Below are 21,541 nucleotides of genomic sequence, written 5' to 3' on the forward strand. Positions count from 1 at the left end.
CATCAGATATCCCCGCTCCACTCGGCCCTGACCGAGCTATCGCTTTCCCGTGCCAGATAGGCAAGGCTGAGTGCTTCGGCCCGCCCCGGCGCCAATCGCCGCAGCGCCCAGATCGCCGCGCCGCGCACGATGGATTCCTCGGCATCGAGCCGCGCCTCGACCAGCGGCACCAGGCTGGCATCATCCGAATTGCCGATGGCGATCAGCACGTTACGAAGGAACCGCGCCAATCCGATCCGCTTGATCGGCGAGCCGGCAAACAGCGCCCGGAACCCGGTATCGTCAAGCTGCACGAGGTCCGCCAGCCGGGGCCGTTCCAGCTCTGCCCGCGCCCGTAGCTTCGCCTCGCGACTGACAGAGGCGAATTTGTTCCAGGGACACACTGCCAGGCAGTCATCGCAGCCATAGATGCGATTGCCCATCGGGGCCCGAAAGGCCAATGGAATCTGGTCCTTATGCTCCACCGTGAGGTAGGCGAGGCACTTGCGCGCATCGAGCTGGAAGGGCGCCGGGAAGGCATTGGTGGGGCAGATATCGAGGCAGCGCGTGCAGGAGCCGCAGCTTTCCTCATGAGCTTTATCCCCCGGCAGGTCAGCCGAGGTTAGAATAGCGCCCAGGAACAGCCAGGAGCCGAAGTCGCGGCTCCACCAATACGGTATGTTTCCCCTGCCAGCCGAGCCCCGCCACCTCGGCCAGCGGCTTTTCCATCAGCGGCGCGGTATCGACGAAGACCTTGACCTCGGCGCCGGAGCGGCGCGCGAGCAGCCCCGCCATGTCCTTGAGCTTGCCCTTGATGATCTCGTGATAGTCGCGATTGCGGGCATAGACCGAGATGGTACCCAGCGACTTTTCGCCCAGGATGGCGAGGGGATCAGTCTCGGGGCCATAGTTGATGCCAAGCACGATCACCGACCTGGCTTCGGGCCACATGCCCCGCGGAGAGCCCCGTCGACCGGCGGTTTCCGCCATCCAGTCCATATCGCCATGCCAGCCCGCCGCCAATGCGGCGTTCAACTTCTCCGGCAGGTCCGGCCTTGCATCGGCCGGCGCAATACCGAAGCTGTCAAAGCCGAGCGCACGGGCTCGGGCCCGCAGTTCCGCGACGAGCTTTTCAGTATCGAGCTGGGTCACCGTCCGGCGATATCGTGCTCGAGCAGCTGACGAATATAGCGGGTGTACGGAATGCCCCGCTCCTTGGCCTTGCTCTTCAACGCCTCCAGCAGCGACGCCGGCAGCCGCATGTTCAACTGCGCCGCCTTGGGATGGAACTCGAAGGGCGACGGCTTGAACTGGCTGAAATCGAGATCGGACAGGTCCTGATCGAGAAAGGCGGCGGCTTCCTCATCGGACTTGAAATGCGGGACTTTCCTACCACTCATAGCGCCTGAACTCCTTGACATGCATGTACCGCGCACTGATCGGCCGGACCAACAGCCGACCAGCGTTCAGCCGCGTGGTGAACACCAGGAAGAGTGGTCGGCCAGCATCGGTGTGGCCGATGGCCAGGAACCGCTCTTCGTCCCCGGAATGCTTCACATCCGGCGTTATGCGGTGTGGCCTTGTGAAGAGGCTTTCGATCTCGACCAGCGAGACACCGTGGCTGCTGCATTTCTCCAGATTTCCGGCATCCCAATCGAAGCCATCGATCTGCATTAGCTATGCCTTTGTATATACAAAATTGGTGTCAGAAATCAAGGTCGGCATAGCCCTTCTGCGGCGGCATGGCGACAACGCGGTCGTTGAGCAGGGTCCGGAAGGCCGGGCGGGACTTGATGCGGGAATACCAGTCGCGGGTTTCGCCGGCCTTGCCCCAGTCGATATCGCCCAGATAATCGAGGGTGGAGAGATGCGCCGCCAAGGCGAAATCGGCCAGGGTCAGCGTGTCGCCGGCCAGCCAGGAGCGGCTGGCGAAGAGCCAGTTGAAATAGAGCATGTGCTCGTTGAGATTGGCCTTGGCCACCCGCAGCACCGCCGGATCTGGCGTGGCGCCGCGCTGGTCGCGCTTGACGATCTTTTCTTCCAGCACATAGCGGGTGACTTCGTCGCCGAGCTTGGAAATGACCCATTCGAGCAGCCGCCACATTTCGGCGCGGGGCGTCGGCTCGGCCGGGATCAGGCCCTCGACCGAGGTCGGCGTATAGAGGTCTTCTACCGTGTGGATGGTCGCCAGCAGGCCGACAATGGGCTGGTCGCCGTCGCCGATCAGGATGGGCAGGGTGGCGGCCGGATTGATCTCCAGCAGTTCCGGCTCGCGCAGCCAGGGCTTGATCTCCTCCATATCCAGCGGCACGCCATATTCGGCGCACATCAGGCGGATAAGCCGCGAGGACGGGTCGAGGGGATGATGGATGAGGCTCGGCATCTGGACGCTCGTCTCTTTTTGAGGCCGCTGCTTGGCTGGTATCGCGAACAGCGCTAGAGCTTGCCAGCATTACAGGCCCGATGACTGAATTAGGGGATCAAATGAACGCCGATCAAGGTCTTTTTGTGCCGCTGATCCTTGGAATTCTCGAAGGGCTTACCGAATTCCTGCCCGTCAGCTCCACCGGCCACCTGCTGCTGGCCGGCCATTTCTTCGGACTGACCCAGCCGGCAACCTTCATCGTGCTCATCCAGCTCGGAGCGATCCTGGCCGTGATCACGGTGTATTTCGCCAAGCTGGGCATGCTGATCCGCGATGCGCTGACCGGCAAGGCCTATGCCTGGCAGTTCGCGCTGGCCGTCGTGCTGGCCTGCCTGCCGGCGGTGGTGGCCGGCGTGCTGCTGCGCGAATATATCCAGGGCGACCTGTGGGAATCGGCGAGTTTGATCTGCTGGACGCTGGTGATCGGCGGGGTGATCCTGCTCGTGGTCGACCGGCTGCCCCTGCAGCCGAAATATGACGATATCTACCACTTCCCCTGGCATCTGGCGCTGATCATTGGCCTGTTCCAGATGCTGAGCCTGGTGCCCGGCGTGTCGCGTTCGGGCTCGACCGTGGTGGGGGGCATGCTGTTCGGCGCCTCCAAGCGGGCGGCGGCGGAATTCACCTTCTTCATCGCCCTGCCGATCATGATCGGCGCCTTCGGCTACGATCTCTACAAGAGCCGCGATCTCATCGATACCAGCCTGGCCCTCAGCGTCGGCGTGGGCTTTGCCGCCGCCTTCATCGTCGGCGCGCTGGTGGTGCGGTACCTGCTCGGCTTTGTCAGCAAATACGGCTTCGCGCCCTTCGCCTGGTGGCGGATCGCGGTGGGCGGCGCCGGGCTGATCGCGATATACGCTTTCGGTCGCTAGCCTACTGCTCCAGCGGCTTGTAGGTCGCCGGGATAGAGAAGAAAGCGCGGGGAATATCCACGTCCTTCTCCACGTCATAGAGCGAGAAGGTCAGCTCGGCGCCGCTGGGCTCGACCAGGCTCCATTGCGCCAGTTCCAGCGTATCGGTGTCGAAGATCAGCGAGACCTGGACCGTGCCGGCCACAGTCTCGTCGATGACGGTGATAGACATGTAGCCGTCCGACGAGGTGACATCGACCACATTGGCATTGAGCAGGTTGATCTGGTCGCCGAGGAACTGCCGCAGCGGAATGGAATCCTGCGGATAGGCGTAATAGGTCTCGTCGCGCCGGTTGAGCACGTAGAAGCCACGGCCGATCGAGACGATTTCCTCGCGGCTGGGCGGGGCATAGCGGAAGGCGATCTTGTCGGGGCGCTCGAGGAAGAAGGTACCCTCGGTGCGACCGCCATTGGTGTCGATCTGGAGGAACCGCCCGACCATCGACCGGATCGCCGAATTATGGGTGCCGATATCGGCGATGAGCTGCTGTTCCTGGGGCGTCAAAGCCCGGTCGAGCGCCCAGGCGGGAACGCTCAAGGCAAAGGCGGCGGAAAGGCCGAGCAGCAAGGCATCGCGACGAATCATGGACAAGGTCCCTGGCTGACAATTGGTTCTAAGCTAACCTAGAAAGCAATTGCGGCAACAGGTGGTTCCGTCAGGCATGGTTAGAGCTCGCCGCGCGCCTTCTTGCCGCGGGCGATTTCGGTGGCCAAAGCATCCAGCCGGACCGGCCAGAACACCCGGAAACGCTCCAGCCAGTCGTCGATATCGCGCAGGGGGTGGCGTCGAGCGCATAGACCCGCCGCGTGCCTTCGGGCCGCACCTGGGCGAAGCCGGATTCGCGCAGCACCTTGAGATGCTGGCTGACGCCGGCCTGGGAAATGCCGAATTCGGCCGATATGACCTCCACCACCTCGCCGGACGTGTGTTCACGCTCGGCGAGGAGTTCGAGGATGCGGCGGCGGACGGGATCGCCCAGGACGTCGAAGGCGTGCATCAGTTTTCCGGGGCGGCCTCGCCCGTATAGAATTTTCTTGTGGCTTCGGCCGCGTCCAGCGCGTGCTGCCGGTCTTCGCCGGCGGCGATGGCCGCCTGGCCCCAGCCGTCGCCCGTGGAGCGTACGAGATTCTTGTATTCGTCGGTAGCGTACCATTCGGCAGCCGCTTCGGGGGGCATTTCGAAGCTGGGATCGGCAAGGTAGCGTGCCAGGCCGAGGAAGCTCAGATCCCAGCCGATGCCCACGGCGCCCGGGCCGAACCGCTCCCAATGCGGGCTGATATGGGCGATGTGTTCGAGTTCGAGAAGCGTACCGCCTGCCTCGGGGCGGAGCTCGATGTTGACCCATGAGGTTGCCCCGGCGAATTCCCAGGTCAGCGCGACCTTCTTTTCGGGCTCGCATTCGAGCACGGTGCCGCTCGCATTGCCTTCCACATGATAGCGACCGCCGAGCCTGAGATCGCCCGTTACCGGCGAGAACCAGCGCTTGATTCGCTCGGGGCTGGTCAAGGCATCCCACAGGTCGGCGGGCGTGGTATCATAGACGCGGGAGGCGAGAACGGCCTTGGCCGGCTGGCCGTCCTTTTCCAGGTTATGCACTTCGCGGGTCATGGCGCCCAGATGGGCGGCGAGATCGAAAGCCATGGGGTGATCCTCTATTTCAGTTGTGACTTATATAAGCACAGACTGAAATAGAGTCGAGTCACTTCTATAGGGACGAAGAATACCCCCACCTAACCTCCCCCTGACAGGAGGAGGAATCCGGCTGGTGATTGGCGGAGATTGTGTCCCGAACGCGATGCGGTTCCTCCCCTTCTGCAAGGGGAGGCTAGGAGGGGATGGACGCACCGGACTTTCGTGCGCCCTCAATACCCGTCGGCGTTGTTGCCCACCAGGATCTCGCGCTTGCCGGCGTGGTTGGCCTGGCTGATCACGCCTTCGCGTTCCATGCGTTCGATCAGGGTCGCGGCCTTGTTGTAGCCGATGGCGAGGCGCCGCTGCACATAGGAGGTCGAGGCCTTCTTGTCGGTCAAAACGATATGGACGGCCTTGTCGTAGAGCTCGTCGCCCGAGCCGGCATAGTCGTCGCCACCGCCGCCCTCGCCGCCGAAATCGCCGCCTTCATCGTCTTCCTCGGTGATGGAATCGAGATAGTCGGGCGCGCCCTGGCTCTTGAGGTGGTTGACCACGGCTTCGACTTCACTGTCGGCCACGAAGGGGCCGTGCAGGCGCTTGGTGCGGCCGCCGCTGGCCATGTAGAGCATGTCGCCATTGCCCAGCAGTTGCTCGGCGCCCTGCTCGCCCAGAATGGTGCGCGAGTCGATCTTGGAGGTCACCATGAAGGAGATGCGGGTCGGGAAGTTGGCCTTGATCGTGCCGGTGATGACGTCGACCGAAGGACGCTGGGTGGCGGTGATGATGTGGATGCCGGCGGCACGGGCCATCTGGGCCAGGCGCTGGATGGCGCCTTCGATATCCTTGCCGGCCACCATCATCAGGTCGGCCATTTCGTCGACCACGACGACGATATAGGGCAAGGGCTCGAGATCGAATTCCTCGCTCTCGAAGATGGCCTCGCCGGTTTCGCGGTCGAAGCCAGTCTGCACCGTACGGGTGATGACCTCGCCCTTGGCCCTGGATTCGGTGACGCGCTGGTTGAAGCCGTCGATATTGCGGACGCCGATCTTGCTCATCTTGCGATAGCGATCTTCCATCTCGCGCACGGCCCATTTGAGCGCCACGACCGCCTTGTTGGGGTCGGTGACGACGGGGGTCAGCAGATGCGGGATGCCGTCATAGATGCTGAGTTCGAGCATCTTGGGGTCGATCATGATCATGCGGCACTGCTCGGGCGTCATCTGGTAGAGCAGGCTGAGGATGAAGGTGTTGATACCCACCGACTTGCCCGAGCCGGTGGTGCCGGCGATGAGCAGATGCGGCATGCGCGCCAGGTCCGCGATGACAGGCTCGCCACCGATGGTCTTGCCCAGGCAGATGGGCAGCTTGCCCTTCATCTTCTCGAAATCGGAGCTGGCCAGCATTTCGCGGAAATAGACGGTTTCCCTGACCTGGTTGGGCAGTTCGATGCCGATGGCATTGCGGCCGGGGACCACCGCGACACGGGCGGAGATGGCGCTCATCGAGCGGGCAATATCGTCGGCCAGCGAAATCACGCGGCTCGACTTGATGCCAGGAGCGGGCTCCAGCTCGAACAGGGTCACGACGGGGCCGGGACGGACATTGATGATGTCGCCCTTGACGCCGAAATCTTCCAGCACGCCTTCGAGCTGGCGGGCCATTTCCTCCAGCCGCTCGGGGCTGTGCTCGGGAGAGGGACCCTTGTGCTTGGGCTCGGCCAAGAGGCTCAGCGGCGGCAGTTCGAACCCGCCGGGCTCGTCGAGGAAGCTGGCCTGGGCCTCGCGCATCATGCGCTGGCCGGGGGCCGGGCGCGGGGCCGGCGCAGTCACGCGCGGCTTGGCCGGATCGACCGGGTGGAAGCGCGAATCGCCGCGCTGCTGGTGGCCGGTGACGGGCGCGGAAGGGGCGTCCGGCACGAAGGGCATGTCGTCCTCGGCCTCGTCGGGGTAGTCGAGCTCGGTATCGTCGTAGCTGGGACGGGCATTGATGCGCGGCGAGATTTCCGGCTCGAAGCCCGGCTCGCGGCCGAGGCCAGCCTCGGCGGGCGCATGGATGCGGCGCGGCGCGATGGAGGGCTCGCGGCGTTCGCCTGACGGCGCGTGGCCATCGAGACTCGGCTCGACCTCGTCGTCTCGCCAGGACGCGGCTTCGGCGGCGCGGCGCTCGGCATGGCTGGCGCGGGCACGGCGGAAGGCGGTGCGCAGCGAATAGCCGGTATGGACCAGCGCGCCCAGCACGATATCGACCACGGGATTGGTTTCGGGCTCGTCTTCCTCGGCCGGGGCGGCACCCTTGCGGCCGGCGACCGGCGCGACCTTGCGCGGGCCGGTGGGCCGGGCTGTGCCCAGGCCCATGGCGATCCAGAAGGCAGCCAGGGCCGGAATGGCGATGATGATGGCGAACAGCGCAGCCGTCACGGCCTGCGGGGCTTCGCCGGTGACCAGAGCGGCCAGCAGGGTGAAGCCATTGCCGACCAGGCCGCCCAGCCCGGTTGGCAGCGGCCAGGTGGCAGGCATGGCGATGAAGGACAGGACGCCCGCGACCAGCACGGTGGCGCCAATCCAGGCGAGGCTGCGCAGGCCCATATGGGTCGGCATGTAACGGCGGACGAAGGCCCAGCCCCAGAGCGCCGGCGGCACCAGCAGCGCCAAAGCGGCCAGACCGAAGACCTGGAACAGGCCATCGGCTATGGCAGCGCCGGGAAAGCCCAGCCAATTGGCCGGCGTCTTTGCCGTGGCATAGGAGAAGCTCGGATCGTCCACCGACCAGGAGGCGAGAGAAACGAGGCAGATGGCCACCAGGGCCAGCAGCACCAGGCCGACCAGCCGCACCGGAATGTGAATCGCCAGCGCCGGAGGTGGCACCGGAGCGCGCTTCGTGCTGCCGCCGCGCGAACGCTGCGGCAGGGAGCGGATTTCGTCGAGCACGGGCGAGGGAGAACTGGACATGGGCGAACTCAATACTGCCCGGAACTGACCGGGCCCACTATGCCGCCAGACTAGCGAGATCGGGTTAACCCAAGGCTAACCATGGGAATTCGCCGATGCCACAGCAAAGAAAAAGGCCCGCCCGGGAGGGGCGGGCCAGGCTGTGGCGGGTCGCAGGGGAGGGCGCGACCCTGTTGTGTCGGCATTGATCGTGGGGTGCGGCCCGTGCAGTTTTGCGAGTGGGAAGCCTCTGTGGCGGGCCAAGAGGGGCACGAGCCGCACGCTACGATCAACGAGGTCCGGTGGCGGCGAACCGCCACCGGAGAATTCGGCTTAGTTGTAGGCGCGTTCGCCGTGGCTCGAGAGATCGAGACCATCGCTCTCGGCCGATTCGGAGACGCGGGCGCCGCCGAAGATGGCCTTGACGATGAGCATGGCGATGAAGGCAACCACACCCGACCAGACGATGGCCACGCCGACGGCGAGCACCTGGATCACCAGTTGGCCGCCCATCGAGTAGCCCTCGCCGCCGAAGCCGCCCAGCGAGGGATCGGCGACGATGCCGGTGCCGATGGCGCCGACAATGCCGCCGATGCCGTGAATGCCGAACACGTCGAGGCTGTCGTCATATTTCAGCATGGGCTTGAGCGTGACCACGGCCCACAGGCAGACGAAGCCGGCAACGGCGCCGAGCACGATGGCGCCGAACGTGCCGGAGAAGCCGGCAGCCGGAGTGATCGCCACCAGACCGGCAACGGCGCCGGAGAAGAAGCCCAGGGCCGAGGCATGGCCACGGGTGATCTTTTCGCCGACGGCCCAGGCAATGGCCGCAGCGGCAGGCGCGGTAATGGTGTTGAGGAAGGCCTGAGCGGCGGTGCCGTTGGCCGCCAGGGCCGAGCCGGCATTGAAGCCGAACCAGCCGACCCAGAGCAGGCAGGCGCCGATGAACACGAAGACCAGGTTATGCGGAGCGATCGGCTCCTTCATATAGCCAATGCGCGGGCCCAGTACGATGGCGGCAACCAGGGCGGCGACACCCGAATTGATATGCACCACGGTACCGCCGGCAAAATCGAGCGCGCCCATATTGAAGAACAGGCCCGCGCCCGACCACACCATGTGGGCGATCGGCAGGTAGGAGAAGGTGAACCAGATGGCCAGGAACGCCATGACCGCGCCGAACTTCATGCGCTCGGCAATGCCGCCGATGATGAGGGTCGAGGTGATGCAGGCAAAGGTCAACTGGAAGCAGATGAAGACCAGTTCAGGCAAAGTGCCGGAAACCGAATCGGGGGTCGTGGCGGTGAGGAAGAAGTTGGAGAAGTCGCCGATAAAGGCGGACAGCCCCCTTCAGTCGGGCCGGCAAAGGCCAGCGAATAGCCATAGGCCACCCAGAGCAGGGCGATCAGCGCGAAGCCGCCGAACACCTGGGTCAGGACGGAAAGGATATTCTTGGCGCGGACCAGGCCGCCATAGAACAAGGCCAGGCCAGGGATCGTCATCAGGATGACGATGATGGTGGATACGAACATCCAGGCGGTATCGCCGGTATCGATGGTGGCCACGGCCTCCTCGACCACTTCGGCGGCAGGCGCGGCGGCGTCCTGCGCAAATGCCGGCAGGGCCAGCAGCAGGGAGGCAAGTGCGACGCTCCCCAAAATCTTTGACGTCTTCATCTGTTTTCTCCCGATGACGCTTAGAGGGCAGCCGCGCCGGTTTCCCCGGTGCGGATACGGGTGACGGCGAGCAGATCGAGCACGAAGATCTTGCCGTCGCCGATCCGGCCCGTCTGGGCGCTGTCGCGAATGGCAGAACTGACGGCATCGGCGAGAGCATCGTCGACGGCGATTTCGACCTTGAGCTTGGGCAGGAAGTGGACGGCATATTCAGTGCCGCGATAGATTTCCGAATGCCCCTTCTGGCGGCCATAGCCCTTCACCTCGGTCACGGTCATGCCGTGAACATCGAGCGAGTTGAGAGCCTGGCGAACCTCTTCGAGGCGTGATGGCTTGATAATTGCGATCACCAGTTTCATGTGAGCCCCTTTGCGCTTGGCGCTGTCTGGAATGGCAAACTAGACTCAAGAGGCGTGCCAAGTTGGCAGGGGGAGAAAAGTGCCCGCAGATTCAACGGCCTAGCGATTTAGCCAGCCACAGGCCCGACGCAACGCCACAAAAACGCACAATGTTTGTGCAATCCGGAAAGGCGTTGGGCGAAATTTGGGCAATGCCCGCGGCGATCGGCGCGCTTGCACGAAATGGCGGCAGGGCCACAATGGGACCAAGGAGACTGATATGAGCGAGCAAGCCTATGACGTGCTGATCGTGGGCGGCGGGCCGGTGGGCCTGACGCTGGCTTTGGCACTGGTGCAATCGGCGAGCGGCATTCACGTCGGGCTGGTGGATCGCCGACCGCTCTCGGTGCCACGCGATGCCCGCGCCTCTGCCATTGCCGCCGGCGTGCGCCGGGTGTTCGAGGCATTGGGCGTGTGGCCCGCCATGGCAGAAGCCGCCCAACCCATCACTGCCATGCGCATCACCGATTCCGGGCAGGGCGACATTTCCCGGCCACTGTTCCTCACCTTCGACGGCGATATCGCGCCGGGCGAGGCCTTTGCCCATATGGTGCCCAACAGCGTCAGCGGGCAGGTGCTGCTCGATGCGGTGGGGGACAGGATTTCCGTCATCGCCCCCGCTATCGTCACCGGCTACGCGGCGGAAGCCGGCGCGGCCCGGCTGATGCTGGAGGATGGGCGCGTGCTCACCGCGCCGTTGCTGGTCGCCGCCGATGGCGGACAATCGGCCCTGCGCGGCATGACGGGCATCGACGTCATCGCGCATGATTACGGGCAGACCGGGCTGGTCACCACGATCGGCCATGAATTGCCGCATGACGGGGTGGCCTATGAGCATTTTCGCCCCGCCGGTCCCTTTGCCAGCCTGCCCCTGCCCGGCAACCGTTCCTCGCTGGTCTGGACCGAAAGCAGCGCGGCGGCGCCGAGGTTCCTCGCCATGGAGTCGGGCGAACTGGCCGGCGAGATCGAGGCGGTGATGGGGTCGACCCTCGGCGCGGTCACGGTGGAGGAAAAGCTGATGGGCTTTCCGCTGCGCCTGCAGATCGCCCGCGACTTCGTCGCGCCGCGGCTGGCGCTGGTGGGCGATGCCGCCCATGTGGTCCATCCCATTGCCGGACAGGGCCTCAATCTGGGCCTCAAGGATGTCGCGGCCTTGGCCGAAGTGGTCATCGAGGCGACCCGCCTCGGGCTCGACCATGGCAGCGACGACGTGCTGAGCCGCTACCAGAGCTGGCGCCGGCTCGACACATCGAGCATGGCTGTTATGACCGACGGGCTCAATCGCCTGTTCTCCAACGATATCGCCCCGGTGCGGGCCCTGCGCGATTTCGGCCTGGGCCTGGTCGACCGGGCCGGCCCGATCAAGTCGGCGCTGATCCGCACCGCCTCGGGCGTTGCACCCAGCGGTCCGCGCCTGCTCAGCGGGCTGCCGATCTGAAATGGTCCGCTTCGACTCCAGCGCGATCTGGCGGGCGGAGTATGATGCGGAGGAGCGCCTGCTGCATTTGTGGTTCACCGGCGACGACAAGCCCTATGGCTATCGCGATGTGCCCGAAGAGGTGTTCGACGCATTATGCGCGGCAGACTCGCAGGGCCGCTATTTCGCAGCCCATATCCGCGACCGCTATGAGGTGGTGCCGCCGCCCTAGGCGTCGCCCTTGAGCTCGGGCAATTGCCTGATGGCCTCCGGCTCGACGCTGCGGGCCTCGTCGAGGCTCAGCAGCGGCACGCCATTGACGATGGGGAAAGCCAGCCGCGCGGCGATCGAGATCAGCTCGGTCTTGTCGGCCGAGAGGGTCAGGCGTGTCTTGGTCAGCGGGCAGACCAGCATTTCGAGCGTCTTCACATCGAAGACATGCCGCGGATTGATGGCAGGTGTCTCGACCATGATCAGGAGCTTTCTGTTGTCGCGTTTCCGAACCGCAAAACCGGATCCACTTTTGCTGGAAACGCTCTAATTCAACGGCGCAGCGCCGCCGCTGCCGCCGCGGGCGATTTCATATTCGGTCATGGCGATCAGCGTTTCAGCGCGCTGTTCCAGCGTCTGCGCTTCCAGCAGAACCTGCTTCTCGGCGGGACCATAGGGGCCGACCATGCAGCAGAAATTGACCAGGTCGGCCGTGCCGGTGCGCTCGATCTCGTCCCAGTTGAGCTCGATGCTGGCGAATTCGGCATAGTCGCGCATCATCCGGACGAAACGCTCGCGGTCCACCGCATCCTCGCCGAAATCGCGGGTGAAGTCGGTGGCGAAATCCTCGGCCGCGATGACGCCCTGCCGATAGGGCGTCATGACCGTCAGTTCATGGGCGAGGCGGAAGCGCGTCACGCCTTCGAGAATGATGAAATAGCGCCCCTCCCCGCTTTCCTCGAAATGGGTCAGCCGGCCCAGGCACCCGATGGATTGCAGCGGGCTGCGGCCCTTGGGGCTCTCTTCGCTGGTGTCCTCGGGCTGGATCAGGCCGATCAGCCGGTCGCCGCGCAAGGCCGCATCCACCATCTCGATATAGCGCGGCTCGAAGATATTGAGCGGGCGATGCGAGAAGGGCAGCAGCAGCGCCCCGCTCAACGGAAAGAGCGGGACGGATTTGGGCAGGTCGGCCGGCGAAGCGGGACGCTTGGGCATATTGGTGCCTCTTACGAGAACAGGGCCGCCGACAGCAGGCGGCGGCCTTTGGTGGTCGCGGCATCCTTCGGGCCCCAGGCGTCGAAGAATTCCAGCAGCTTCTTGCGGGCGCCATCCTCGTTCCAGGCGCGGTCGCGCTTGAAGATGGCGACCAGCGCCTCGGCAGCCTCAAGGCGCTTGCCTTCGGCATTGAGGGCCAAAGCCAGGTCGTAGCGGGCCTGGTGGTCATCCGGATTGGCGGCGACGGCGGCTTCGAGCGAAGCGGTTTCGCTGAGATTGGCGGCTTCGCCGAGCAGGCGGATGGAATTGGCCAGGCTCGTATAGGCGTCGCCCTTGCGCTCGGCCTCGGGCACCATGTCGAGCGTGGCCTTGGCCTGCTCGGTCTCATTGGCCGCCAGATAGACCCTGGTGAGGCCGATGAGGGAAGCGGCATGATCGGGCTGGTGCTGCAGCACCATGCCGAAGATCTGCGCGGCCCGGCCGAGATCGCCGGCGGTGAAGGCCTCCTCGGCGGCGGCGACCGCTTCGGTGATCTGGGCTTCCATCGAGCCTTCGGCGGGCTGGGGTGCCGGCGCACCGGCGATCACCTTTTCGGCAAAGCGGCGCACTTCTCCTTCGGGCATGGCGCCCATGAAGCCATCGACGGGGCGGCCGCCGGCAAAGGCGAAGACTGCCGGAATGGACTGGACGCCGAGCTGCCCGGCAATCTGGGGGTGTTCATCGATATTGATCTTGACCAGCTTGATGGCACCGGCCTTTTCATTGATCACCTTTTCCAGCGTCGGGGTGAGCTGGCGGCAGGGGCCGCACCAGGGCGCCCAGAAATCGACCAGCACCGGCTGGTCGAGCGACGCGTCGATCACGTCGGCCTTGAACGCGGCATCGGACGATTCGCGGATCAGGGCACCGGCGGGCGGGGTGGGCTGGGGGGTATCGGCGAGGCCGTTGAGCGGAGTGGACATGGTGGAAACAAGGCCCTTGGACACAAGCAAACTGGGATATTCGCGGCTCTTCTTGCGCCAGCGAACGGTGATGTGACAACCCCCTCAATCCACAAGGCGACGACAAGATGACGATGCCACCAAAATGTGGGTTGCAATAGGCGTTTCGATTGGGCATATAGGCCCGCGTCGCCGGACTGCCAAGGCAGGACGGCAACAAACGGAGCGCGGGTGTAGCTCAGGGGTAGAGCATAACCTTGCCAAGGTTAGGGTCGTGGGTTCGAATCCCATCGCCCGCTCCAAATATCGAAGGCCGGCAAGCCTTTGATGACAAAGGGTCCTTCGGGGCCCTTTTTGTTTTTCCGATATCGCTGAATGGATGGGGTGGGGCCCAGGCGGACGTGGACGGCGGCTGAACGCGCGCCGGCGCCAGGTTTGGGCATGGCCAGACTCTACCAGCTTGCGGGCAATTGCGCCAACAAGGGTACACGGGGGCTCACCGATCAGTTTTGAGCTGGTCCCGGCGCATGGCCAAAAAGATCCGAGCGGCGCTGCCGCCGGATCAGTTCGGTCAGTTGACAGTGACGGTGATCTCGCCGACGCCGGCGACCGACGCAACCATGATGTCGCCGCGCTCAACTGCCCCGACGCCCGAAGGGGTGCCGCTCATGATAATGTCGCCCGGCTGCAGCTCAAAAAACTGCGACAGGATTGCGATCATCTCCGGCACTTTCCAGAGCATCTGGTTGAGGTCGCCTTCCTGGCGGACTTCGCCATTGACCTTGAGCAGCACGGCGCCGCTGTCGGGGTGACCAATCTGGCTGGCCGGAACGAGCGGGCCGCAAGGCCCTGATTTTTCGAAGCTCTTGCCCACTTCCCACGGACGGCCAAGCTTCTTGGCTTCACCCTGCAAATCGCGCCGCGTCATGTCGAGGCCGACGCCATAGCCATAGACATGGGCGAGCGCGTCGGAGACCGCGATGTCGGTCCCGCCGGATTTGAGGGCCACGACCATTTCGACCTCGTGGTGCACGTCCGAAGTCTGCGTGGGATAGGGGAATGTGCCATCTGTGGTGATGTTGGACGGGTGCTTGAAAAAGAAGAATGGCGGCTCCTTGTCGGGGTCGTGTCCCATTTCTACGGCATGGGCGGCATAGTTGCGGCCGATGCAGAACACCCTGTTGACGGGAAACAGCGCACTGCTGCCCACGATGGGGAGAGCCGCAATCGGCGGTGGCGTGATGGCGTAGGCCACGGAAGTTGCGTCAGTCATGTCAGGTCCTTTTCTTATGGTGATTACGTACGCAGCCGCGGGTTCAGGGCGTCATTCAGTCCGTCGCCGACGAGGTTCAGGCCCAGCGTGGTGAGGAAGATGGCGAGGCCGGGGAATGCCGCCATCCACCAGGCCCGGTTGAAATATTCCTGGGCCGAATTGAGCATCATGCCCCAGCTCATGACATTGGGATCGCCCAAGCCGAGAAAGCTGAGGCTGGTTTCCAGCAAAATGGCGCCGGATATCTGCAAGCTGGCATTGACGATGACCGGCGGCAGCGCATTCGGCAGGATTTCGCGCATGATGAGGTCGAAATCGCTCATGCCGAGCGAGCGGCCCGCCTCGATGAATTCGCGTTGCTTGAGCGCCAGGAACTCGCCGCGCAGCAGGCGCGCCGTCGATGGCCAGGTCAGGATGCCGATGACGAAGATGACGTTCCAGATGCTGGCGCCGAACAAGGCGATGATGATGATCGCGAGGAAGAATTGCGGCACCATCTGGAACAGCTCGGTGATACGCATGAAGACATTGTCGACCATGCCGCCGTAATAGCCCGAGAGCGCGCCGACCACGACGCCGATGACGCTCGACGTCGCCACCGCGCAAAAGCCCACCAGCAGCGAGGTCTGCGCGCCATAGATGATGCTGCTGAGCACATCGCTGCCCAGGCTGTCGGTACCCAGCCAGTTGTCCGGCGAAGGCGGCTGGAAGGACAGGCCCATCTCCAGGCGGCCATAGGGGGCCAGCCAATTGGCAAACAGGGCCACGGCGAGGAAAAAGACGGCACCGAGCAGGCCGATGACCGACGAATTGCGGCGGGAGAAGCGGTTCCACAGGTCGCTGGTACGGCGCATCCGGAGGGTGAGAGACTGCATCATGCGTAGCGGATCCTGGGGTCGAGCAAGGCATAGAGGATGTCGGTGATCAGGTTGCCGATGATCACCAGCACGCAGATAAACAGGAACATGCCCATCAGGAGCGGATAGTCGCGCGTGCCGATGGCGTCGAAGGTGAGGCGCCCGAGCCCGGGCCAGGCGAAGACCGTTTCAGTGAGAACGGCCCCCGCGATCAGCGAGCGGAACTCGAGCCCGATCACGGTGACCACAGGCAGCAGCGCATTGCGCAGGGCGTGCCGGATGAGCACCGTGCTCTCCTTGAGGCCCTTGGCGCGCGCCACTTTTACATAATCCTGTCCGAGCACCTCGATCATGCTGGCCCGCGTCAGGCGCTGGATCAGCGCCAGGTTCAGCAGCGTCATGGCCGTGACCGGCAGCACCATGTGATAGGCGACGTCGAGCGCATATTCCCAGCCGCTGTAACGCGCCCGGAAATTGATCATGCCCTGCATGGGAAACCAGCTGAGGTGATAGCCCGCCACCAGGATCAGCATCTGCCCGAGCCAGAAGACGGGAATGGCGAAGGCGGCGAGCGAAAAGACGGTGATCGAATTATCCAGCGACGCGCCGGGCTTGCGGGCGGACATGACGCCCAGGGCCACGCCGATGATGACCGACAGCACCAGTTGCGACACCATCAGCAACAGGGTCGCCGGGAGGCGGTCGAGGATCAGCATGCTGACCGGCGCATTGGACACGAAGGAATAGCCGAGATCGCCGCTGAGGATCTGGCGCACATAGGCAAAGAGCTGGACATGGATGGGCTGGTCGAGCCCCATATCGGCCATGAGCCGGGCCACCACGACCGGGTCGGCACCCATTTCGCCCACGATATAGTCGACGGGATTGCCCGGCGCGAGGCGCACCAGCGTGAAGATCAGGACGATGGCGCCGATCATCAGCGGAACGGCATAAAGACAGCGCTTGATCAGATAGAGGCCGAGGGACATCCAGGCTTGCTCCGGAGGCATCAGGGAAGGCTGCCGGGGCGTGATATGCCCCGGCAGCCTATGCGGTCAGCGCTTCCAGCCGACGTTGTCGAAGGGGCCATAGGCCGACGGATCGCCCGGCAGGCCGACGAGGCCTTCGTTGTAGGCAACCGGATAGAAGCGATCCCACAGCCACATATGCGGCGCATCGGCGGTGAGGATGTCGACGGCCTCGGCATAAAGACCGACGCGGGCTTCGTGATCCACCTCCTGGGCGGCCGCGAAGAACACCTTGTCGAGGGCCTCATTGCAGTAGCCGGAGGCGTTGCGGCCGCCATCGGGGTCGATCGTCTCGCAGGTATATATGCCCTGCACGCCGATTGCGGGATCGGGACCGGTGGCCCAGGTGCCCATCTGGATGTCGAAATCCCAGCGGCGATAGACCGCTTCGCGCCAGGCGCCCGACTCCATGGGCGTGACCTGAAGCTCGACGCCGATACGCGCCCATTGCGCGCGGATCAGCTGGGCCGTGTTGTTCATCGGCCCTTCCTTCTGGTCGTAGCTGATGCGGATCGAGAAACGCTTGCCCTCGCTATCGCGCGGGAAGCCGGCCTCGTCCAGCAATTGCTCGGCCAGTTCCGGATTGAAATCGTAGAATGTGCCGGCATCGGTGTAGAACTGGTCCTGCGCCGAGGAGATGGGGCCGGTCGAGACCTTGCCGAGCCCGAAGGCCGCCTTTTCCAGCAGCTCTTCGCGATTGACCGCATGATAGAGCGCCTGGCGTACTTCCTTGATGGCCAGGATTTCGTTGCGGGTGTTGAAGAAGGCCATGTATTCACCGGCGATGGTGCGCTTGTGAATGGTCGCGTCGATGCCTTCGATGCCGGACAGGCGCTCATATTCGGATAGCGACATCGAATAATAGGGAATGAAATCGGCGTCGCCACGCTCGAGCGCGAGGCCGCGTGCCGCTTCATTGGGGATGACCTGGAAGATAAGGCGATCGAGATAGGGACGACCCTCGATATGGTAATCCTCGTTGCGCACCAGCTCGATATAGCTACCGGCGCGATTTTCGCTGAACTTGAACGGGCCGGTGCCGATCGGAGCCTGGTTGGCCGGGTTCTGCCGCGGATCGCCACCATTGTCATAGATGTGGCGGGGCAGGATGGTGGCGCTGTTGGGATAGGCCAGGCCCGCCAGCAGTGGCGGATAGGGATAGGACAAGTTGAACACGACGGTCAGGTCATCCACCGCCTCGATGGATTCGACGGCGGCCAGCAGGCCCGCCGAAGCGCCGTTGAACTCCTTGTTGACGTTCCACAGGCCCCAGGCGACGTCATCGGCCGTGAAGGCTTCGCCGTCATGCCACTTGATGCCTTCATAGAGCTTGAACGTATAGGTCAGGCCATCGGCGGAAATGTCCCAGGACTCGGCCATATAGGGCAGGACCGCACCATTGGCATCCAGCCGGACCAGCGTGCCATAGATTTGGCCGACGATGTTGCTCGATGCCGTATCGGTGGAGAGGGCGGAATTCAGCCCCTGCGGATCGCCCGGCAAGACGACAACCAGGACACCGCCCTCTTCGATCTCACTGGCTTCCTGGGCCTGGACGACAACGCCCAGCGTCAGGCTGCTGACGAGAATACCGGCGCCAAGGAGGCGTCGTAGACTTCCATGCTTCGTAAGTAACATCACTAAGTTCCCCTGGTTGCGGATGTGCCTGCTCGTTGGTCAACTTCTCGTCGTGACATCCATTATCCGGCGAGTTGCGTTTGGTTATGTTCGGCTGAATTCGGGAAATGGCAGGCGACCCAATGGCCGCGTTCGCGCTCGGTAAAAGCCGGCGCCTGCCGGCTGCAGACGTCCTGGCGGGCGTGACATCGTGTATGGAACGGGCAGCCGGATGGCGGATTGCGGGGCGACGGCACGTCGCCGCCCAATATCTGGCGCTGGCCGCTGCGGTTGACCCGAGGCACGGCCTGCAGCAGCGCTTCGGTATAGTGGTGAAACGGGCGCGCATAGAGCATCGGCTTGGGCGCAAGCTCGACCAGCTTGCCCAGATACATCACGCCCACCCGATCGCTGATGTGCCGTATCACCCCCAGGTCATGCGAGATGAAGACATAGGTCAGCGACAACTGCTCCTGCAGCGTGACCATCAGGTTGAGCACCTGGGCCTGGATCGAGACATCGAGTGCGGAGACCGCCTCGTCGGCCACCACCAATTCCGGATTGAGGGCCAGGGCACGGGCAATGCCGATACGCTGGCGCTGGCCGCCTGAAAACTGATGCGGGAAGCGATCGACATGTTCGGCGCGCAGGCCCACCGTATCGAGAAGCTTGGCTACCCGCTCGCGGCGCTCGTCGTCGGAATAGAGACCGTGCACGCGAAAGGCGTCGCTGATGATGTCGCCCACGCGCTTGCGTGGATTGAGCGAGGAATAGGGGTCCTGGAAAATAAACTGCATACGGCGGCGCATCCGGCGCATGGCCGATCTGTTGAGCGTGCCCAGATCGGTCCCGTCGAAGGTGACCTGACCCTGGCTCGGCTCGATAAGCCTGACCAGACAGCGCGCCAATGTGCTCTTGCCGCACCCGGATCCGCCCACGAGCCCCAGGGTTTCCCCCCGATAGATCGTCAGGTCGACGCCGTCCACCGCCTTGACGGAACCCGGTGCGTCGAAGGGGCCGAAATGCTTCTTGAGATTGATGACCTGCATCAGCGGGACCGGGGCCAGATCAGACATGCAACCAGCACCTCGCGCTGTGACTCACGGATTTCTCGACAAGCGGTGGTGGTTCGCTGCGGCACCTGTCGAATGCGAACTGGCAGCGGTCCTGGAAGGCACAGCCGACAGGCAAGGCCGTCGGGCTGGGCACGGTACCGGGGATGGCGGGCAACATCCGCGATGCGGTCATCTCGCCATCGACCTGCGGCACCGAGGCGATGAGGCCCTGGCTATAGGGATGGAGCGGGGCCGCGAAGAGTTCGGCGACGCCGGCATATTCGACGACCTGGCCGGCATACATCACCGCGACACGCTGCGCCGTTTCGGCGACCACGCCCAGATCATGGGTAATCAGCAGCACAGCGGCGCCGGTCTGCTGCTGCATATCGAGGATCAGATCGAGAATCTGGGCCTGAATGGTCACATCGAGCGCGGTGGTGGGTTCGTCGGCAATGATAAGCTGCGGATTGCAGGCCAGGCCCATGGCGATCATCACCCGCTGGCGCATGCCCCCGCTGAGCTCATGGGGATATTCGCGCGCCCGCCGCTCGGGATCGGCGATGCGCACCTTGCGGAGCATGTCCACAGCGAAATCGAAGGCCTCCGGCCGTGACAGCCGGCGATGCAGCCGCACAACTTCTGCAATCTGCTCGCCGATGCGAATGACCGGATTGAGCGAGGTCATCGGCTCCTGGAAGATCATCGCGATCTTGTTGCCGCGGATAGCGCGCATGCGCTCGGTACTGACTTTGACCAGGTCTTCGCCATCGAACAGGATCTGGCCCTGCCGGATGGCGCCATCGGTAGGCTGGATCAGGCGCATGATGGACTGGGCCATGACGCTCTTGCCTGACCCAGATTCTCCGACGACACCGAGGGTCTCGCCGGCGCCGACTTCGAGGTCGACGCCCCGCACCGCTTTCACGGCGGGCGTGCCGTGAAAGTATGTGTGAAGGTCCCTGACCTCGAGCAGCTGCTTTGCCATCATCGTCCCCCTGGCGCTACCGGCCGGTCAAGCCGGTGACACTTCCTGATTGCCGGGGATTTCGCCGCGCTGGGAGTCGCTGAACTGCAGGCGCCAGCCGTCCGGATCCCGCATGGCGGCATTCTTGCGGCCGGTATCGGACAGCTTTGGCTTGGTCATCGGCAGGCCGTTGGCCGTCAAGGCAGCATAGGTGCTTTCGATGTCCTGGCAGCGGAACGAAATATGATTGATGCCGGGGTTTTCTTCACCGGTAACGGTGTGGATTTCGAAGATCGGCTGGTTCTCGCCCGGGAGCTGCAGCTCTGCCGAGCGCCCGTGATGTTCCGTCCAGCGCAGCAGCTTGAAGCCCATTTTCTGGTAGAATTCCACGAACTCCTCAGCGTCGCGTACGATCAACTCGATGTGGTCAATTCCTATGATCACAGTTATATTCCTTCCAAACCTTAGATTACCGATTGTCGACAATCTGTAATCTCAATGAGGGAACTATATGTGTCAACATGGAAAATGACGCTGTGAACGAACTCGCGCTAAAGCGGAATCCGTCGCTGGTTTCCCTGATCTACGAGAAGCTGGAAAACATGATTCTCTCGGGCCAGCTTCGCTCCGGGGATCCGGTCAACGAACGGGCATTGAGCATGCAATTCGAGGTCAGCCGGGCCCCGATTCGCGAGGCCTGCCGCCGGCTCGAACAGGCCGGGCTGGTTTCCATTATCGATAACCGCGGCGCCTTCGTGCGCGAAGTCAGCAAGACCACGGCCACCGAGGTCTATGACGTAGCCCGACTGCTATCCTCGGAAGCGGCGCGGCACGCGGTCGCCAATGTGACGGATGAGGAAGTACGCAAGCTCACGGCCATGGTTGAGCATATCGAGCGCGATGCCAATCGCGACGATCTGTCGAGCTATTACGCGCATAACGACCTATTCCACCTGGAATTGGTGAAGCTCGGGCGCAATGACAAATTGGCGGAGCTTTATCGCTCGCTGAACAACGAGCTGACGCTCTATCGCCAGCGCGGCCTGCGCAGTTTTCCAGACTTTGAACGGTCGCTCGCGGCGCATCGATCGATCATCGAAGCCCTCGCCAGGCGGGATTCTGCCGCCTACCAGCAAGCCCTCGATGCCCACAGCACCAAGATGACGGAACGGCTGCTCAATCTCGGCGTATAGCCGATCGAGTCCTTCGGCTGTCCCAGAGGAGGGAG

At 63.7% G+C, this 21,541-nt stretch carries 22 protein-coding genes, 1 tRNA gene and 2 pseudogenes; 5 read left to right on the forward strand and 20 right to left on the reverse strand.

The annotated features are described in order from the left end of the window. Positions 1-2 precede the first annotated feature (2 nt). The 4 genes and pseudogenes from queG to NVV79_RS05400 form a co-directional block, all read right to left on the reverse strand. A pseudogene (gene queG / locus NVV79_RS05385) lies at positions 3-1,131 on the reverse strand (tRNA epoxyqueuosine(34) reductase QueG). Next, entirely contained in the window at positions 1,128-1,379 is a 252-nt protein-coding gene (locus NVV79_RS05390; protein ID WP_056255722.1) for a CopG family antitoxin, read from the reverse strand. Before NVV79_RS05390 ends, queG begins: the two are co-directional and overlap by 4 nt. Continuing rightward, positions 1,369-1,653, reverse strand: a complete 285-nt coding sequence (locus tag NVV79_RS05395; RefSeq protein ID WP_303986976.1) for a BrnT family toxin — start codon at positions 1,651-1,653, stop codon at positions 1,369-1,371. Before NVV79_RS05395 ends, NVV79_RS05390 begins: the two co-directional genes overlap by 11 nt. Before the next feature lie 31 nt (positions 1,654-1,684). Beyond that, positions 1,685-2,362: a glutathione S-transferase family protein gene (locus NVV79_RS05400; RefSeq protein WP_303986978.1), complete on the reverse strand. Its 678-nt coding sequence runs from the start codon at positions 2,360-2,362 to the stop codon at positions 1,685-1,687. Positions 2,363-2,463: 101 nt separating this feature from the next. On the opposite strand from NVV79_RS05400, the gene NVV79_RS05405 reads away from it, so the two are divergent. Continuing rightward, positions 2,464-3,276, forward strand: a complete 813-nt coding sequence (locus NVV79_RS05405; RefSeq protein ID WP_303986980.1) for an undecaprenyl-diphosphate phosphatase — start codon at positions 2,464-2,466, stop codon at positions 3,274-3,276. Position 3,277: 1 nt separating this feature from the next. On the opposite strand, the gene NVV79_RS05410 is transcribed toward NVV79_RS05405, so the two are convergent. From NVV79_RS05410 to NVV79_RS05435, 6 genes and pseudogenes are all read right to left on the reverse strand, one after another. Then, positions 3,278-3,901, reverse strand: coding sequence for an outer membrane lipoprotein carrier protein LolA (locus NVV79_RS05410; protein WP_303986981.1), 624 nt, complete (start codon positions 3,899-3,901; stop codon positions 3,278-3,280). 70 nt (positions 3,902-3,971) lie between these two features. Then, positions 3,972-4,313, reverse strand: coding sequence for a helix-turn-helix transcriptional regulator (locus NVV79_RS05415; protein WP_303986983.1), 342 nt, complete (start codon positions 4,311-4,313; stop codon positions 3,972-3,974). Next, complete coding sequence (locus tag NVV79_RS05420) at positions 4,313-4,957, reverse strand: SRPBCC family protein (protein ID WP_303986985.1); 645 nt, start codon at positions 4,955-4,957, stop codon at positions 4,313-4,315. Before NVV79_RS05420 ends, NVV79_RS05415 begins: the two co-directional genes overlap by 1 nt. Before the next feature lie 221 nt (positions 4,958-5,178). Next, positions 5,179-7,899, reverse strand: a complete 2,721-nt coding sequence (locus NVV79_RS05425; RefSeq protein ID WP_303986986.1) for a DNA translocase FtsK — start codon at positions 7,897-7,899, stop codon at positions 5,179-5,181. A gap of 312 nt (positions 7,900-8,211) precedes the next feature. After that, positions 8,212-9,554: pseudogene (locus NVV79_RS05430) on the reverse strand (ammonium transporter). 20 nt (positions 9,555-9,574) lie between these two features. Continuing rightward, a complete protein-coding gene (locus NVV79_RS05435) occupies positions 9,575-9,913 on the reverse strand; it encodes a P-II family nitrogen regulator (RefSeq protein ID WP_056230873.1) in 339 nt (112 codons plus the stop codon). Between the two features lie 259 nt (positions 9,914-10,172). Here NVV79_RS05435 and NVV79_RS05440 point away from each other — a divergent pair, with 259 nt between their 5' ends. Both NVV79_RS05440 and NVV79_RS05445 read left to right on the forward strand, forming a co-directional pair. Further along, positions 10,173-11,390 carry an FAD-dependent monooxygenase gene (locus tag NVV79_RS05440; RefSeq protein ID WP_303986989.1) on the forward strand — a complete coding sequence of 406 codons (1,218 nt, stop codon included), beginning with the start codon at positions 10,173-10,175 and terminating at the stop codon, positions 11,388-11,390. Between the two features lies 1 nt (position 11,391). Beyond that, the gene (locus tag NVV79_RS05445) at positions 11,392-11,601 is read left to right on the forward strand and encodes a KTSC domain-containing protein (protein WP_303986991.1); all 210 of its coding nucleotides are present in this window, start codon (positions 11,392-11,394) and stop codon (positions 11,599-11,601) included. Here the strand turns inward: NVV79_RS05445 and NVV79_RS05450 are convergent. From NVV79_RS05450 to NVV79_RS05460, 3 genes are all read right to left on the reverse strand, one after another. Further along, positions 11,598-11,840, reverse strand: coding sequence for a Trm112 family protein (locus NVV79_RS05450; RefSeq protein ID WP_303986992.1), 243 nt, complete (start codon positions 11,838-11,840; stop codon positions 11,598-11,600). The genes NVV79_RS05445 and NVV79_RS05450 overlap by 4 nt on opposite strands. A gap of 66 nt (positions 11,841-11,906) precedes the next feature. Further along, positions 11,907-12,575 carry an LON peptidase substrate-binding domain-containing protein gene (locus tag NVV79_RS05455; RefSeq protein ID WP_303986994.1) on the reverse strand — a complete coding sequence of 223 codons (669 nt, stop codon included), beginning with the start codon at positions 12,573-12,575 and terminating at the stop codon, positions 11,907-11,909. Between the two features lie 11 nt (positions 12,576-12,586). Beyond that, positions 12,587-13,537: a co-chaperone YbbN gene (locus NVV79_RS05460; protein WP_303986995.1), complete on the reverse strand. Its 951-nt coding sequence runs from the start codon at positions 13,535-13,537 to the stop codon at positions 12,587-12,589. Positions 13,538-13,743: 206 nt separating this feature from the next. On the opposite strand from NVV79_RS05460, the gene NVV79_RS05465 reads away from it, so the two are divergent. Further along, positions 13,744-13,818, forward strand: a tRNA-Gly gene (locus NVV79_RS05465). Positions 13,819-14,087: 269 nt separating this feature from the next. On the opposite strand, the gene NVV79_RS05470 is transcribed toward NVV79_RS05465, so the two are convergent. From NVV79_RS05470 to NVV79_RS05500, 7 genes are all read right to left on the reverse strand, one after another. Next, positions 14,088-14,789, reverse strand: coding sequence for a fumarylacetoacetate hydrolase family protein (locus tag NVV79_RS05470; protein WP_303986996.1), 702 nt, complete (start codon positions 14,787-14,789; stop codon positions 14,088-14,090). Between the two features lie 23 nt (positions 14,790-14,812). After that, positions 14,813-15,667 carry an ABC transporter permease gene (locus tag NVV79_RS05475; protein ID WP_303986997.1) on the reverse strand — a complete coding sequence of 285 codons (855 nt, stop codon included), beginning with the start codon at positions 15,665-15,667 and terminating at the stop codon, positions 14,813-14,815. Then, complete coding sequence (locus tag NVV79_RS05480; protein WP_303986998.1) at positions 15,664-16,635, reverse strand: ABC transporter permease; 972 nt, start codon at positions 16,633-16,635, stop codon at positions 15,664-15,666. Before NVV79_RS05480 ends, NVV79_RS05475 begins: the two co-directional genes overlap by 4 nt. A 66-nt stretch (positions 16,636-16,701) precedes the next feature. Beyond that, entirely contained in the window at positions 16,702-18,312 is a 1,611-nt protein-coding gene (locus tag NVV79_RS05485) for an ABC transporter substrate-binding protein (RefSeq protein WP_303987000.1), read from the reverse strand. Positions 18,313-18,374: 62 nt separating this feature from the next. Beyond that, positions 18,375-19,367 (reverse strand): ABC transporter ATP-binding protein, encoded by a 993-nt coding sequence (locus NVV79_RS05490; RefSeq protein ID WP_303987002.1) that lies wholly within the window; start codon positions 19,365-19,367, stop codon positions 18,375-18,377. Then, positions 19,360-20,334, reverse strand: a complete 975-nt coding sequence (locus NVV79_RS05495; RefSeq protein WP_303987004.1) for an ABC transporter ATP-binding protein — start codon at positions 20,332-20,334, stop codon at positions 19,360-19,362. The genes NVV79_RS05490 and NVV79_RS05495 overlap by 8 nt, the downstream gene beginning before the upstream one ends. Before the next feature lie 27 nt (positions 20,335-20,361). Continuing rightward, complete coding sequence (locus NVV79_RS05500) at positions 20,362-20,757, reverse strand: VOC family protein (protein ID WP_303987006.1); 396 nt, start codon at positions 20,755-20,757, stop codon at positions 20,362-20,364. A 92-nt stretch (positions 20,758-20,849) separates the two neighbouring features. Between NVV79_RS05500 and NVV79_RS05505 the strand changes: the two genes are divergently transcribed. Next, on the forward strand, positions 20,850-21,506 hold the full coding sequence (locus NVV79_RS05505; RefSeq protein ID WP_303987007.1) for a GntR family transcriptional regulator: 657 nt from the start codon (positions 20,850-20,852) through the stop codon (positions 21,504-21,506). The last annotated feature ends 35 nt before the right edge of the window (positions 21,507-21,541 follow it).

Origin of the sequence: Devosia ginsengisoli, from assembly GCF_024707105.1 — a bacterium.
Lineage (GTDB): Bacteria > Pseudomonadota > Alphaproteobacteria > Rhizobiales > Devosiaceae > Devosia > Devosia ginsengisoli_A.